11 protein-coding genes and 1 pseudogene are annotated in these 14,675 nt (G+C 46.3%); 2 read left to right on the plus strand and 10 right to left on the minus strand.

Annotation, left to right across the window (positions count from 1 at the left end; translation table 11 throughout):
• The 9 genes and pseudogenes from F3H20_RS13620 to F3H20_RS13660 all read right to left on the minus strand — a co-directional run.
• Positions 1-162 (minus strand): annotated as a pseudogene (locus F3H20_RS13620) (transposase); the annotation flags it as partial.
• Positions 163-359: 197 nt separating this feature from the next.
• Positions 360-2,273, minus strand: a complete 1,914-nt coding sequence (phnD, locus tag F3H20_RS13625) for a phosphate/phosphite/phosphonate ABC transporter substrate-binding protein (protein ID WP_149735462.1) — start codon at positions 2,271-2,273, stop codon at positions 360-362.
• A 416-nt stretch (positions 2,274-2,689) separates the two neighbouring features.
• Positions 2,690-3,859: a mannitol-1-phosphate 5-dehydrogenase gene (locus F3H20_RS13630; protein WP_223191773.1), complete on the minus strand. Its 1,170-nt coding sequence runs from the start codon at positions 3,857-3,859 to the stop codon at positions 2,690-2,692.
• 22 nt (positions 3,860-3,881) lie between these two features.
• Positions 3,882-4,457, minus strand: a complete 576-nt coding sequence (hxlB, locus tag F3H20_RS13635; protein WP_223191768.1) for a 6-phospho-3-hexuloisomerase — start codon at positions 4,455-4,457, stop codon at positions 3,882-3,884.
• Positions 4,454-5,164: a ribulose-phosphate 3-epimerase gene (locus tag F3H20_RS13640; RefSeq protein ID WP_149735464.1), complete on the minus strand. Its 711-nt coding sequence runs from the start codon at positions 5,162-5,164 to the stop codon at positions 4,454-4,456. The genes hxlB and F3H20_RS13640 overlap by 4 nt, the downstream gene beginning before the upstream one ends.
• A 32-nt stretch (positions 5,165-5,196) precedes the next feature.
• Complete coding sequence (locus F3H20_RS13645) at positions 5,197-5,637, minus strand: PTS sugar transporter subunit IIA (RefSeq protein WP_091747591.1); 441 nt, start codon at positions 5,635-5,637, stop codon at positions 5,197-5,199.
• 17 nt (positions 5,638-5,654) lie between these two features.
• Complete coding sequence (locus F3H20_RS13650) at positions 5,655-7,736, minus strand: BglG family transcription antiterminator (RefSeq protein WP_149735465.1); 2,082 nt, start codon at positions 7,734-7,736, stop codon at positions 5,655-5,657.
• A gap of 165 nt (positions 7,737-7,901) precedes the next feature.
• Positions 7,902-9,290 (minus strand): PTS mannitol transporter subunit IICB, encoded by a 1,389-nt coding sequence (locus F3H20_RS13655; protein WP_149735466.1) that lies wholly within the window; start codon positions 9,288-9,290, stop codon positions 7,902-7,904.
• Between the two features lie 241 nt (positions 9,291-9,531).
• A complete protein-coding gene (locus tag F3H20_RS13660; RefSeq protein ID WP_149735467.1) occupies positions 9,532-10,245 on the minus strand; it encodes an IclR family transcriptional regulator in 714 nt (237 codons plus the stop codon).
• Positions 10,246-10,396: 151 nt separating this feature from the next.
• Here F3H20_RS13660 and F3H20_RS13665 point away from each other — a divergent pair, with 151 nt between their 5' ends.
• Positions 10,397-11,032, plus strand: a complete 636-nt coding sequence (locus tag F3H20_RS13665) for a flavodoxin family protein (RefSeq protein ID WP_149735468.1) — start codon at positions 10,397-10,399, stop codon at positions 11,030-11,032.
• Positions 11,033-11,293: 261 nt separating this feature from the next.
• Here the strand turns inward: F3H20_RS13665 and F3H20_RS13670 are convergent, their stop codons facing one another.
• On the minus strand, positions 11,294-12,655 hold the full coding sequence (locus F3H20_RS13670; RefSeq protein ID WP_149735469.1) for an S-layer homology domain-containing protein: 1,362 nt from the start codon (positions 12,653-12,655) through the stop codon (positions 11,294-11,296).
• 701 nt (positions 12,656-13,356) lie between these two features.
• Here F3H20_RS13670 and F3H20_RS13675 point away from each other — a divergent pair.
• Entirely contained in the window at positions 13,357-14,610 is a 1,254-nt protein-coding gene (locus F3H20_RS13675) for a dicarboxylate/amino acid:cation symporter (protein ID WP_149735470.1), read from the plus strand.
• Positions 14,611-14,675: the final 65 nt, after the last annotated feature.

Consider the following 14,675-nt stretch of genomic DNA (forward strand, 5'->3'; position numbering starts at 1 on the left):
TCTAAAATTTCCACACCTTTGTACTCACACAGCTTCCTTAGAATCACTCCTATATCCGCTTTTATTTTTCCATATATCACCTGTCTACGATATTTTGGTGCAAATACTATATGATATTTGCACCGCCATTTACTATTGTGCTAAACTCTTAGTATCATCCATTGGATGCGCCTCCTTTGTTTAGAGTTATGCGGTCGGCAAACCTGCATTTATTCTAACAAAAGAGGCTGTTTTTTTCGACGTATAGCTATAAGCTTTTTGGAACCACATGCATAGCATGTGGTATTCGCTTACGCAAAAAAACCACAAAGGACAATCTAAAAAAGATTGTCCTTTGCGTATTCGCTATTTTCCGTTGTTTACCGGCTACTGTTGGCGACCTTTCTGATCACATCATAGTACTCGTCTTTCGCTTCAATAAATCCAGTCAGCCCGCTGCGCTTCATAATCGCCCCCATTTCGCCCTGTGCCGTCATCGTCATCAGAGCCTGCTGTATCTGCCGGATAATTTCCGGTTCCAGGCCGGGACGTGCGGCAATGGCATCCTTGGGGATAGGTTCTGTCTTGGTGAGAATGCGCAGATTGTCCACCGGCCGGCCGGCAAGTCTGGCGGCATCAACCGCTTCCGAATAGGTCCCGCCGGCATCAACCGTTCCGTCCAGGACGGCTTCGATAACCCGGTTGTGGCTGCCAAGGAACACCGATTCACTAAAGAAGTGCTCCGGATCCTTCCCGGCCTGCAGCAGCATCGCCCGGGGATAAATATAGCCGGAAGCCGATTGCTTGTCTACAAAAGCAAACCGTTTATTGCGCAGGTGTTCCAGCGACTGAATATCACTGTCTTTGCGGGCAACAATGTATCCGACGTAGGATGCGTTGTTATTGACCACCGTGGTAACCAAGGGCGTCACATTGCCTTTCGATTTGGCTGAAACATAGGCAAAGGGAGAAAACCAGCCTAAATCGATGGTATTATGCAACAAAGACCGCCCCAGCGAATCGTAGTCGGAAACAATAATGACGCGAACCTGGAGACCCAGTTTCCGTCCCACCGCTTCCAGCAGCGGCGTATAGTTTTCTTTAATATTTTTGGGGTTAGTAAAAGGATTAAAGCCGAACACCAATTCATTCGCTTTTTTAAAATGAACAGCCACTTCCTGAATTTTATCCACCGTAGCCGTCATCTGCTTGGCATGAAGCAGAATTTCTTCCATACTTTTTTCCTGCTGGGCGATGCTCTGCAGCGCTTCCTGCGTGCCGCCAGCGATTTCCACAGTGGCCGAGCCGATACTTTCTACAGCAGTGGCCATTTGACCGGTGGTTCTTTGCTGATCGGTAGAAAGCTGGCACAGCTTGGCTACCGTTTCCTCAATCTGCTGAACCCGTTCCACCACTACCTGCATCCCTTCGGCCGAAGCTTTGGCCATCTGCCCGATTCCTTCAATTTTCGTCTTACCGCTTTGCATACTGGCTGTCGCGGCCTGCGTCTTGGCGGTAATATCTTTTACCGTTTCCTCAATTTCCCGGCTTACCGCTTCACTTTCCCCGGATAATTTCCGGACCTCTTCGGCGACTACCGCAAAGCCGCGCCCGGCTTCGCCGGCTCTGGCCGCCTCAATGGCCGCATTCAAAGCCAATAAATTGGTCTGGCTGGCAATGCCCTGAATTTTACCGACAAATTCACCGATTTTTTGTGATGCTGCAATTAATTCATCCATGGCCACTACCGAATCCTGCACCACCTCTGCCACCTCCAGCATACTATTGCTGGATTTGACAATTTCCCGCTGATTATGTACCGTCAAGCTACAGGATTCTTGACATTGCTCCAATGCCGCCTGAGAGGCATTGGCAACTACAGCCGAATTGGCGGCGATTTCCTCTACCCCCGCTGAAGTTTCCTCGGCACTGCTGGCGGTGGTTTCACTTTCCCGGGCAATGTCATGGGACATGTTCGTCATCTTTTTTAGGGCTGTGCTGCTTTGGCTGACGACCCAGGCCAATTGTTGAGAAATAAAAGACAATGATTCCGCAATTCCATACATATCAATCGTTTCATCCGGAGGCACAACAGCCTCCTTGCGTTCTGGCGTTACAGGAATTTCTCTGGCTTTTTCAGGCGAAAACTGAGACAAGATGACCCCCGACACGGTTGCCAGACAAATGACAACGCCAACAGACCAAAAAAAACCCGCTTGTTGCGCTATAACGGCAGCCAACATTCCCGTAACAATTAAAACCGTAACAAAACAGCCGATCAATTTCGTCTGCAATGCAACCTCTCCTCTACTCCTGGTATACTTTATACATGCTTTTGCATGCGATGGCTGAAAGACTTCTGTCGCCCGGCTTCGCCTCTGTCCGGTTACCGCACTCTCACTCCTTCCCCGTCGTTTGCTGCAGCCCCCATCTCCACATGTATAACAGACTTATTTATATAGACAAAACCCCCTTGTACTCGTTGCCACGAACACAAGGGGATTCTCTAGTTATCCATCCTGTTTATTTATGCAATTGTACCTATGTATTTTTATGTCGAATCGCGAACCGCTATTCTGTTTTTACATTTGCAACCATCTACAGTTTACAGAATTTTTTATTTTTTGTCAATAAAGCGATTTGTGTGAAATATTAGAAAAACCCTTATTTGCCGCCGGAAAATCCCTTTTCCCCGGCCAGCCATACCAGCTTATACCCTGCCAGTCCTTCCCGTTAATTTCCGTAACTCATCTAGTTTTGCTTTAATCAAATTCAGCAACGGCCCTTCCTTGCCCAGACCGCTGTAGTGTAGCAAAGTTTGCTCCAGACCATTGTCCCTCAAATAGATTTGCAATTGTTCCGCTTCTTCATCCTGCTCCGCATCATACAGCAAAGCAGCCGCAATTCCCATACTTACATACTCGGCCGGCAGATTTCTGGCTAGCAGTTGCCTGGCCGGAGCGACAAGGCGCTCATTCATGCCCAGCTTGCGAAGGGGTGAGCGAGCCACTCTTGCTATCTGGTCAGCTAATAAGGGATTGGCAAACCGCCGCAGCAGCGTTTGAATATACGTTTGTAACTCTACCGGGGAAAATCCGTGTTTCACCTGTAACAGGCAAGCGGTCTCCGTCAACGCCCGGTTTACAACGGTTAGAATTTCCGGCTGCGCCAACGCCTGCTGGATGGTTGCGCAACGGTACAAATAACCCATATACGCTGTTATGGCATGGGCGGCATTGACTAAAAACAGCTTTCTTTCAATGTATGGCTCCAGCTCCCGCACATAGCTGACATTCTGCAGCGGTTTTATACCGTCAATCAACTGACTTTCATTAACGGTCATTTCATAAAACCGTTCCACATAAGCTGTCGTTATCTCTCCTTGCTGCCTGTTTATCGCCTGCCGGTCAATGGCTACATTAGGAAAGCCGCTTACGACTTCAGCCGCCTGTTGTTCCGCCGGGGTAAGCTGCCGGTAAACCGCCGCTTTTAAAACCGAACTGGCGTTAACCGCGTTTTCACAGGCCATAATATGCAAGGGCTTTTGATTTTTCTTCATTCTTTCCCGCAAGCCCTTGGCAATGACACCGGCAATATGGTCCAGCATGGTCACAAATACTGCCGTGGTAATCAAATCAGCCTCGACAATGGCCTCAATAACCGCCTGTTCCTCACCGGCATCAAGAGCCGAAACACCGGCAATAACTTCCCTGCCGTCCTGTTCGTCAATGAATACTACTTCATAGCTTTTTTTCTCACGCAAAGCCTGCACCAAGGTTTTGTTAACATCAACAAAAGTAACCGCATAGCCCGAATGGTGCAGCAGGCTGCCGATAAAGCCGCGTCCAATATTGCCTGCACCGAAATGCACCGCTCTCATCAAAGCATCCATCTCCCTGCCGCTATTCTAAATTGGCATGAAACTGCCACAAAGTTTTAAGCTCAATTTGTTCTTTTTCCACAATCATTTTGGCAATGGTATCGCCCAAAAGCAGCAGCGTTTGTTCAAACAAACTCGACATAGGCTGCTGGGACTGGATTTCATCAGCTAAATACAGCTTGGTCTGGACGGGAATTCTCACCATTAAATCGGTAATCGGTGCCAATGAACTTTGTGGATTAGATCCCAGGTGAACGACTTTGCCACCGATTTGTTTTGCCTTACGGGCAATAGCCACCGGAACCAGTGATTCACCGCTGCCTGATGCCACCACCAGCATATCCTTATCGGTCATCGCCGGTTCAGTAATCTGACCGACAATGTAAGTAGCAATACCCAAATGAGCCAGCCGCTTGGCAAAGGCCTCTACCGCCAGCTTCACCCGGCCGACACCAATGAAAAAGACCTTCTCCGACTCTAGCAGCAGCTCAATAAATTGCTTCACATCGTCTTCCTTCACTTTTCCCAGTGCCGTTTCGCATTCCTCCAGAATCGTTTGATACGTCTCCCGGTAACTCATAGTCACCCATCCTTTCACGAAAAATTCCTCGCCGCCAGCCCCTGGGTAATTTTGTCCTTCATTTGACGGTAGTTTTCAGCCAGCGTCCGTTCCCGGCTGAATAAGCTGGTGCTTCCGGCCACCAGGCAGTCGGCCCCGGCAGCAACCACCGCCGGAATAGCCTCCAGCGAAACCCGTCCATCCACCATAATTCTCGTCGTCCGGCCGCTGCGCCGGATATATTGCCGGCATTCCTCAATCTTGCGCAGGGCGTAGGGCACCATAGCTTCGCCCTGGTTTCCGGCATAGCCCGGACTAATCAGCATCAGCAATACATAATCACAGTGTTCAAGCACATAATCCAGCACCGACAAGGGAGTCGCCGGATTCAGGGCAATTCCTGCCTGGCAGCCGGCTGCCTTAATCATTTGCAGCAGCCGTTCCACATGAAAAGCCGCCTCATAATGGAACGTAATACTTTGCACTCCGATAGCCAGCAATTCCTTAATAAAAAACTCATTATCGGTGGCCATAACATGTACATCAAAATCCATTCGGCACCGTTTACGCAGTTGTGCCACTGTAGCCAGCCCCAACGGCATGCTGGGACTGAAGTGGCCGTCAATTAAATCGACATGCAGCGAACGAATGCCGAGCGCTTCCATTTGCTGTACTTCCTCAGCCACATTGCACAGGTCCGTACAAATCAGCGAAGGAGAAATTTCTACCAATTCCTGCTTTATCATTTCTGCCTCTCCCACATGCTCTCCTCACTTTCTCAGACTTCATTAAGTTTTAATAAAGTTTCATATATTTCAGCAGCCTGCTCGGTCTGTACCAAACGGTTGACCGTAGCCATGTCTTGAATAGTTAGAGCGATTCGGGACAGAATCGCCAGATGATCGTCGCCGGCACCGGCTATGCCGATGACTAAATAGGCCTTATCTCCGTTATAGTCAATTCCTTCTTTATACTGCAGCACAACAATCCCGGACCGGAGAATTTCCTGTTTAGCTCCATGAGTTCCGTGAGGAATGGCAACGCCATTGCCGATATACGTATTACAAACTGTTTCCCGTTCCAGCATGCCCTGTATATAGGATTTGCGCACATAACCCCTATCTACCAGCATGTTCCCTGCCGCTATAATCGCTGCTTCCTTTGATGTGGTTGCCAGGTTGATTGCAATATTTTCCGGCAATAAAATAGTTTGTTCCATATCCATTTCCCCCAGACTTATGATATAAAGTTAAACAGAATGCGGCTGATGCTTTCTACCGCTATTTCCTTATTCCCGTCACAAACCTCATATAAGAATGTTTTATCAACGATCAAGGCTTTACTGATCTGGCTGACCATTTCTACGATCCGGTCATCATCTTCCTGTGGCAGAACAACAATAAAGGCTGTGCGGATCTTCGCCGGCGGATCGTTAGTCAAATCGTCAACCGGAACAGCCAGTCTGGCAATCCCCACCCGCAGGCAATCACCGGCCCGGCAGTGCAATAAGACCAGGCCTTTCTCATCAATGACCGTACTGCCATACTCCTCTCGCTTAAGCAGATTTCTTAAAATTGTTGCCTGCAGGGCCTCGGCATCAACAATGGTCCTCGCGATGTGGCCAATCAATTCTTGTTTTGTTTTCACAACAAGCTGGTCCTGATAGTAAAAATGCTCCAGCAGCCGATGAATGAGCGCCAGATAATATCCCGTATCCTTGCCGCCACTCTCGGGCTGCTTGGTTTGAACTGCCTTATCGGTAACTCTTTTCGTAATGGAAACAATGTTTTTCCGTTCTTCAATTTCATTGATTTTCCGGTTCAACCGCAGCTTGTCTTCCTCCCTGAGCAGCGGATTGACCACGACTACGGGAAGGATAAAGGTTTCGATCTTCACGGAAGAAATAATTAAATCAATCCCCTGTTCCGACAGTTCAATTTCATTGATCGCATGACTGGATATGGTCGCCACAATATTCACCGGCTTGACTTCCTGTTTGATTTTTTCCACCAGTATCTTGGAAGTGCCAATGCCGCTCATGCAGATCACGATAGCCCGGATTGATTTTGCATTGTTTTCCAGGGCAACCAGCGATGCGGCAAAATGAATGGTAATATAGCCTACTTCCTCGTCGCTGACCGGCTTACCGATAACCTCTTCCAAAAAGGCAATGTGTTTTTTTACTACGTCAAAAATGTGACGGTAATCGGACTTAATCGGTTCCAGGAAATTGTTTGTCACCTTCACTTCCATACTGGCCCGGATCATTAGCAGCTTAAGATGGTCAAGCAGCCGCTTCAACAAATCTTTGTCATAGTCAAGCTTGACCTGCAGTTCCTGTTGAATATTGTTGATAATCTTGTAGGCAAGCTCCGCCAACTGGCTGTCAGGCTGTGACTGTTCTACTGCCAGGCCCTGCCGCCGGCGCGCCGCCACAAAATGAATCAGGATATTGTACACGTCGCAGTCCTGCAGCGTCAGATTGTAATATTTTTCAATAACCCGCAGCAGTTTTATGATATAATCGTATTGGGCAAAGCTTTTAACCGTCTGTACGCTTTCCCGGTCCAGGACAAGTTTTTTCTCCTGTCTTTGGACCATCAGGCCCAATAGCAAAATTAGCTTAAAGTAGGATTCGTCCACAAGTGATTCTTTGATATTCTTATCATAGTTATCTACTATTTTCTTGATATTTTCGAGCAGGTGGCCATCCATCAATCCGGCCAGCTTGATTTTGGTATAGCGCGACAGTTCCTTCTTAAAGAAATCAGGACCCATAAACTCAATATAGCTGTAATGAATATTCCTCGTATCAATATGGCTGATCAGCAAATTAACGATGGCATCCCGAAAAGCTTTCTCAGCGCCTGTCACAAAGAGACCGTTGCCACGACAGCGGACAAGAACCAGCCCTTGCTGGGAAAACCATGGCTCTATTTCCTCCAGGTCCCGGCCAACCGTACCGAGTGATATTTTTAAAGCCGATGAAAAGTAATACGATTTCGCCGGTTCCTGCAGGCCTAGCAGTTCACAAATCAGGACGATCTTACGTTCAACAGCCGGTAAACCGCTGCTGTCATTCTTATTGACCAGTTTTTTCAGCTTCGTTCGTTCTTCGTCAGGGAGAATTAACCGGATTCCCTCGCCGCGTCTGGTGTCAACTTGGATACGGTGATTATGAAAATACCCTTCCAGACTCTTGATATGCCGGGCAACCGTCCGGACACTGATATCCAATCTGTCCGAAATATAACTATACGTGATGTATTCATATTCACTGAGTAATAATTCTAAAATAGCCATTACTTGCTTATCCATAACACCATTCCTTCCGCGTTAAACCGGAAACCCTCTAGTTGTTGTTATCTGAACAGCGGCCTTTATGGTAGCGGGAAACTATACATCAAAAACCGCTGTTCAGTAGCCAGGCAATGCAACCAACGGGACTCCACTCCCGAGTCGTTGTATTTGCCTTTTTTTATTTTAATGAGAAAGCCGTTTTACCAGGTCATCATATTGCGGTGCCGCAACGTAGTTTTTGATTGTAATAAATTCCACATGTGCGGCGGCCCGTCTTGCTCGTTCCAAAAGGCTTTCATGGCAAATCACCAAATCGGCGTCCTGTGGAATTTTTTCTACCGATGTGTTTATTACTTTTACATCCACACCGGACTTTTTCAGCTTTTCCTGCAATACGGAAGCGCCCATGGCACTTGATCCCATGCCGGCGTCACAGGCAAATACAATTAAGTTGATATCTTTCGCCACAGTCTGAGCCACCGCAACAGGGGTTGCCGTCTTTTTTCCTTTAAGCTGCTGCATAAGGTCCTTGGAGGACGCGAAGTCTTCTTCCGTTACTTCCTGCGTATCCAGTTTCAACAAGAAGGAAGATACTACAAATGATACGGCCGTGCCGACCGCCACACCGGCTAATGTTGCCAGATAACCGCCTTTGGGGGTCATTGCCAGGAAGGAAATAATACTTCCCGGTGAAGGGAAGGCAACCAACCCGGCGCCAAAAGCCTGGAAAGTCAGAATACCGCTCATGCCGCCCAGAATCATGGCCACAATCATTTTGGGCTTCATTAGAACGTAAGGGAAATATAATTCGTGAATACCGCCAAAGAAGTGGATGATGATAGCCGTAGGCGCTGATTCCTTACTGACCCCTTTGCCAAACATCCAGTAGGCCAATAATAAACCCAAGCCGGGCCCGGGGCTGGAGGCGACCATAAAGAAGATAGATTTGCCCTGCTCCAAGGCAGCCTGCACACCAAGCGGTGCATAAATTCCCTGGTCAATGGCGTTATTGAGGAATAAGACCTTGGCCGGTTCATTAAAGATCGACAGCAAAGGCAGCAAATTAGCCTGTACCAGTGCTTCAATTCCCACCCTGACAACCTCATTCACCGCTAAAATAGCCGGCCCGATAGTCTTATAGGCGGCAACCGCCAGAATCATGCCTAAAATACCGATGGAGAAATTGTTTACAATCATTTCAAAACCGGCCGGAATTTTGCCTTCCATTTTTTCGTCGAACTTTTTGATGACATACCCACCTAACGGGCCCAGGATCATCGCACCGATAAACATGGGTATACTGGAACCGACGATAACCCCCATGGTGGCAATCGTTCCCATGACACCGCCCCGGGTGCCGGCTATCGCCTTACCGCCGGTATAGCCAATGAGCATCGGCAGCAGGTACACAATCATCGGTCCTACCAGTTTGGCAATGTCGGCATTGGGAGCCCAGCCTGTTGGAATAAACAGCGCCGTAATCAGCCCCCAGGCAATAAAGGCCCCAATGTTAGGCAACACCATGCCTGTGAGAAATCCGCCAAATGCCTGAATGTTAGCTCTTGTGATCATTCATTTTCTAGCCCCTTCCTATTTTATGTATTTGTACACTTGCCATGTACAGCCTTATTATAGGGTGAGTTTACAGAGTTTTCAATCAAAAGAAACCACTATAATGTCAGGAAGGGCAAGTGTCAAAATTGAAAATTTAAATCCCTCTTTATATAACAAATGCTCCGGGCTTTAGGCTCCGGAGCATTTGTTATATAAGATTTATACTTTTATGATACTGCTTTAATTTAAACAAGGACTATTACCGTTTCCATTCCGCCCTAATTCTCCCCCGCATTTCAATCATTACATCAATCACCTTTTGCGCAAGTTCCTCTGTATAGCGATAAGCAGGAATAAACATACTGATACCAATCGTAGTATGATGAATACCGGCTAAGGCGATGGCAATACAATAACAGTCACAATTCGGTTTACGGTGAATATAGTACCCTTTCTTTTGAATTCCAAGCAATTTACTTTGCAGCAGGTCAAGTTCCACGCCGCTTTGTTCTGCTACTTCCTGCCACAAGGCTTCCGGCAAATTGGCCAATACGGCCATACCCATAGCCGACGTTTCATAGGCTTCCGTAGTACCCACAATGGAAGATAACCGCAACGGATGCTTGGACTCCACTTCATCAATATAAAGCAATTTTTTATCGCTGGGTATTGCCAGATAGATGGTTTCATCAAATTTAGCGGCCAGTTGCTCCAAATAAGGATGCAATATAGCTTGTACAGATAAATGGGATTCAAAAACCTTGCCTAACTCGAAAAGTTTCCCTCCCAGAGAATATTTATTGCCGTTTTTACTAACTACATTCCAAGCTTCCAATGTCGCTAAAAAACCATGGAGGGTAGGAAGTTTTAGTTCCAGGGCCGTACTAATATCGGTGAGTGTACAGGTATTGTTATGCTGAGCAATATACTCCAATATCAGCATCGCTCTGTCAATGGATTGAATGGTTTTCATACAACCTCCGCCATGATACCATTTTTATATCTGGCATTATACATGGCTTCTTGACAAAAAGCAATAGTTGGGATTATCATTAATTCACCATAGATAAATAAGCTTCGATAATATCAAAGCTTATTTTTTATATTCAAGGAGGTCAAAACATATGAAAGTTGTTGCATTTAACGGAAGTCCTAAAAAAGAAGGAAATACTTATACCGCGTTGCGCCTGGTAGCGCAGGAACTAGAGAAAGCAGGCATTGATGTGGACATTGTGCATGTCGGTAACTCAACTATACACGGCTGTATTGCCTGTAACGGCTGTGCCAGAAACCTAAATGAAAAATGTGTTATCGCTACCGATTCCGTAAACGAATGGATTCAAAAAATGAAACAGGCCGATGGCATTCTTCTCGGTTCTCCCGTCTATTTTTCCGGTATTGCCGGCACGATGAAATCCTTTCTGGACCGTGCTTTCTATGTCACCTCGGTAAACGGCGGTATGCTCCGTCACAAGGTGGGTGCCAGTGTTGTCGCCGTCAGACGTTCCGGCGGCCTTCCCACCTACCAGCAGCTTAACAATTTCATTAATTATGCCGAAATGCTGGTACCCACCTCGAACTATTGGAATGTCATTCACGGAACAGCACCTGGCGAGGCCAATCAGGATGAAGAAGGAAAACAGATTATGCGGGTATTGGGTAAAAATATGGCCTGGCTGCTAAAACTGGCTGAATCCGGGAAAGCAAATTTGCCTGAGCCGGCAGCCGAAGAAAAAGTATTTATGAACTTTATTCACTAGGGTTTATTTGTAAATTAACGGAATGACTCATGGCGAGTGATTTTTGCGCCAAGCAAGGCAATATTTTGCAGGAATAGTGGCCCCTATTTCAAAAAATGTTAACGAAGTATGGCACAAAAAACACCATCAGGAGACGTTTCGGATATTTTACAAACAAGCCCTAATCACTACATAAACCCAAAGCCCGGACTAAGTCCGGGCTTTATTGACGGCAAGGCTGAGGGTTGCCTGCCTGAAGCTATGTAGTTGTCAATGGGGAGATTAAAATTTCACATGTAAAGCGGCGCGGTAGTAGTGGTAGCTGCTGTTAGTGCTGGTTACTTTATCATCAATTTTATAGTAGTTCAATTCACCGCCAAAAGTTGGGCTGAAGGCATAATTATAGTCAAGTCCTAATCCTTTAAAATCATGACCGTTACCATTTCTAGTCAACGGATCGGGTCCAAAGAAGGCTGGCACAATAGAATTAGCACCTACATCATAATATTTCAGGGCTACATTTTGTTGGCCTTCTTTTTTCAATGCCTGATCACCATACAGAACCTTGGCATACCATGCATTATCACCGCCGGTTACGACAGTGCTTACCGGATCAGCGCTATTGGTAACGTATTCAGCAGCAACTGATAGTTTAGGATTTACCAGATAGCCCGCATTTACAGCCACCCATTTTTTCAGATCCAAATCGCTGGAGTAATTCTTCAATTGAGCATAGGTTATACCCCCGTTGAAGTTCTTATCAGCGTAATTAATGCCCAAGGAAGTAACGTCTATATTTTTATAGTTTTCATAATACGCTCCGGCTGCACTTATATCCACTTTCTTACTGTTTAAAAAAGTCACGCCACTGGCCAAACGGCCATAATTGGATGTAACAGTAACCTTTTTGTTAAGTTTTACTGCCGACTTAACACCGTCAAAACTATAGGCACCACTGTCCATTAACAAATCATTGGCATCGAGCTTTAATGCCTGACGACCAACAGTAAGGTCAGATATACCAAGCTTAGTAGTCAGAAAAGCACGGTCAATGCGGAAAGTAGAACTATCTTGATCATTATCCGGTTTGCCAAACGTCGTCCATGTGTTATTGCTAAAGTTCGAACCGTTCGGTGCATTGTTAACCAAGCGTACACCAAAAGAGGTTTTGCTGTCTACCTTCGCTTCGCCATTTAATCTTAACCGATATTCACCTTTAACATCACTCGCACCATCTTCAGTCTTTTTCGCCGTATAGCGGGTATCAAAAGTCCCGTTCATTTTGAAATTCGGTTGATTTTTTTCCAAAGTCGTTACGCGAACGCCGAGGTTTTGCAGTTCACCGGAAAACTCAGACTCCAGCTTGGTCAGTTCGCTTTTTAAACCGGCATCAGCTTTCTCTTCGTTGGACATGGCTTTGGCTACCAGACTGGCCATTTCATAACGGGTGATGGGTTTGTCGCCACGGAAATCACCGTCGCCGTATCCGTCAATCAGACCGGCTTTTACCAGTTTATTAACCGATTGATAGGCCCAGTGGTTGGTAGGAATGCTGCTAAACGGATTGTTTTCCGCAGCAAACACCGTTCCAGCCGTAGTGGTTACAAACATAAGTGCTAAGGCAACAGCTAACTTCTTTTTCATTCTCTTCGCTCCTTGAGAGTTTTTTCTTTTCCTGATACTCTAAAAACCGATTGAGTTTCCACGTTTCCTCGCGGTTTTCTTTGAGCCCTCCTTGTCCACCATGCTAAGTCGATCGAGAGATTCTGTTGCCCTCTGTTCCCGCATGATATTTGAGGTTGGAACGCCAGGAAATTCATTCCGGCTTCATAGTATCATACCAAAAAGCGGCAATCCAGCGAGTTAACTGTTTCTTAATAAACACTTAAAGTTGTCCAGTATTTGTTAAATATTATTAATACAACTAACCTTATTTCCCCACAAAAAAGACCGCACAACAAAAATTTGCGGCAGTCTTTCTTTATATCACTTATTCTGTTTCGGGTATATCCACTTCCCTGGCTTCTTTTACTCCGGGCAGGCAGGCAATTTTCATATGCCCTTTACTACCTATATTTTTTCTCCTATAATATCCCTTTATTTTCACCAATTTGTCGAATCCATTTGGCTCTTAGGAGTTTTTTTAGAACCAGTACGACAAACTATGACAAGAACGGTAGGTTATACTATTTTTCCCGCTATGGGGCAATCTTGTATACAGTTTTTTGCTCTTTACTTTACCAAAAAAGATGCTATATTTAGATAGGGGATTGATTTTCCCCGATTTTAGCTGTTAACCGGCCATAACCGGAGTTTAGCTAAGTGAAAGGAGCTATATCTAGCAAATGAAACAACCTATTTACAAATATCTTTATTTCCAAGTTCTATTCGCTATTGGAGTCGGGGTTCTTTTAGGACATTTCTATCCATCGCTGGCCGTACAAATGAAACCGTTTGGTGATGGCTTCATTAAATTAATCAAGATGATCATTACGCCGATTATTTTTTGTACCGTTGTGGTCGGCATCGCCGGTATGGGTTCTATGAAAAAGGTCGGCCGTGTCGGCGGCAAAGCCCTGCTGTATTTCGAACTGGTCTCCAGCGTAGCTTTGGTTATCGGCCTGATTATTGTCAATGTCGTTCAGCCCGGCGTCGGCATGAATGCCGATATCAGTTCGCTGGATGCCAATGCAGTCTCCTCCTATACGAAAGAGGCCGCAACGCACACAACGGTGGATTTCCTGATGAATATTATCCCCAATACCGTTGTTGACGCTTTTGCCAAGGGCGACATCCTGCAAGTATTGCTGTTTGCCATGTTATTCGGTTTCGGTCTGTCGGCCATGGGTGATAAAGGCAACCGCCTGCTGGGACTTATTGATGAAGTTTCCCATGTGCTGTTTGCCATCGTTAATCTGATTATGAAAGTTGCCCCGCTGGGAGCTTTTGGCGCTATGTCTTTCACCATCGGGAAATACGGACTGGCCTCGCTGCTGCCGCTGGCTAAACTAATGGGCAGCTTTTATCTGACCTGTTTACTGTTTATTTTTATCGTACTTGGCCTGATCGCCCGCTTTACCGGTTTTAATATTTTCCAGTTTATCAATTATATCAAGGAAGAACTGTTGATTGTCCTGGGCACATCTTCTTCCGAAAGCGCTTTACCGGGGATCATGCGTAAACTGGAAAATCTGGGCTGCTCCAAATCGGTGGTCGGCCTGGTTATCCCGACCGGTTATTCCTTTAACCTGGACGGCACTTCCATTTATTTGACCATGGCGGCTATCTTTGTGGCCCAAGCCACGAACACCGACCTTAACCTAACTCATCAATTGACCATTCTGGCCGTTCTCCTGCTAACCTCCAAGGGAGCTTCCGGCGTAACCGGCAGCGGTTTTGTTACACTGGCGGCTACCTTATCGGCCATTCCCGCCATCCCTGTCGCCGGCCTGGCCTTGATTCTGGGTATCGACCGGTTTATGTCCGAGGCCAGGGCCTTAACCAATTTGATTGGCAATGGTGTCGCTACCGTAGTGGTATCCAAATGGGAAAATGAACTGGACAAGGAAAAACTCCAGCGCGTATTAAAGGAATCATAAACTTATCGTGCATAACAAAGAGCTGTCTCACGGTATTTACCGTTGGACAGCCCTTTTCACTTATA

It is taken from the genome of Propionispora hippei DSM 15287 (genome assembly GCF_900141835.1).
Taxonomy (GTDB): Bacteria; Bacillota; Negativicutes; order Propionisporales; family Propionisporaceae; genus Propionispora; species Propionispora hippei.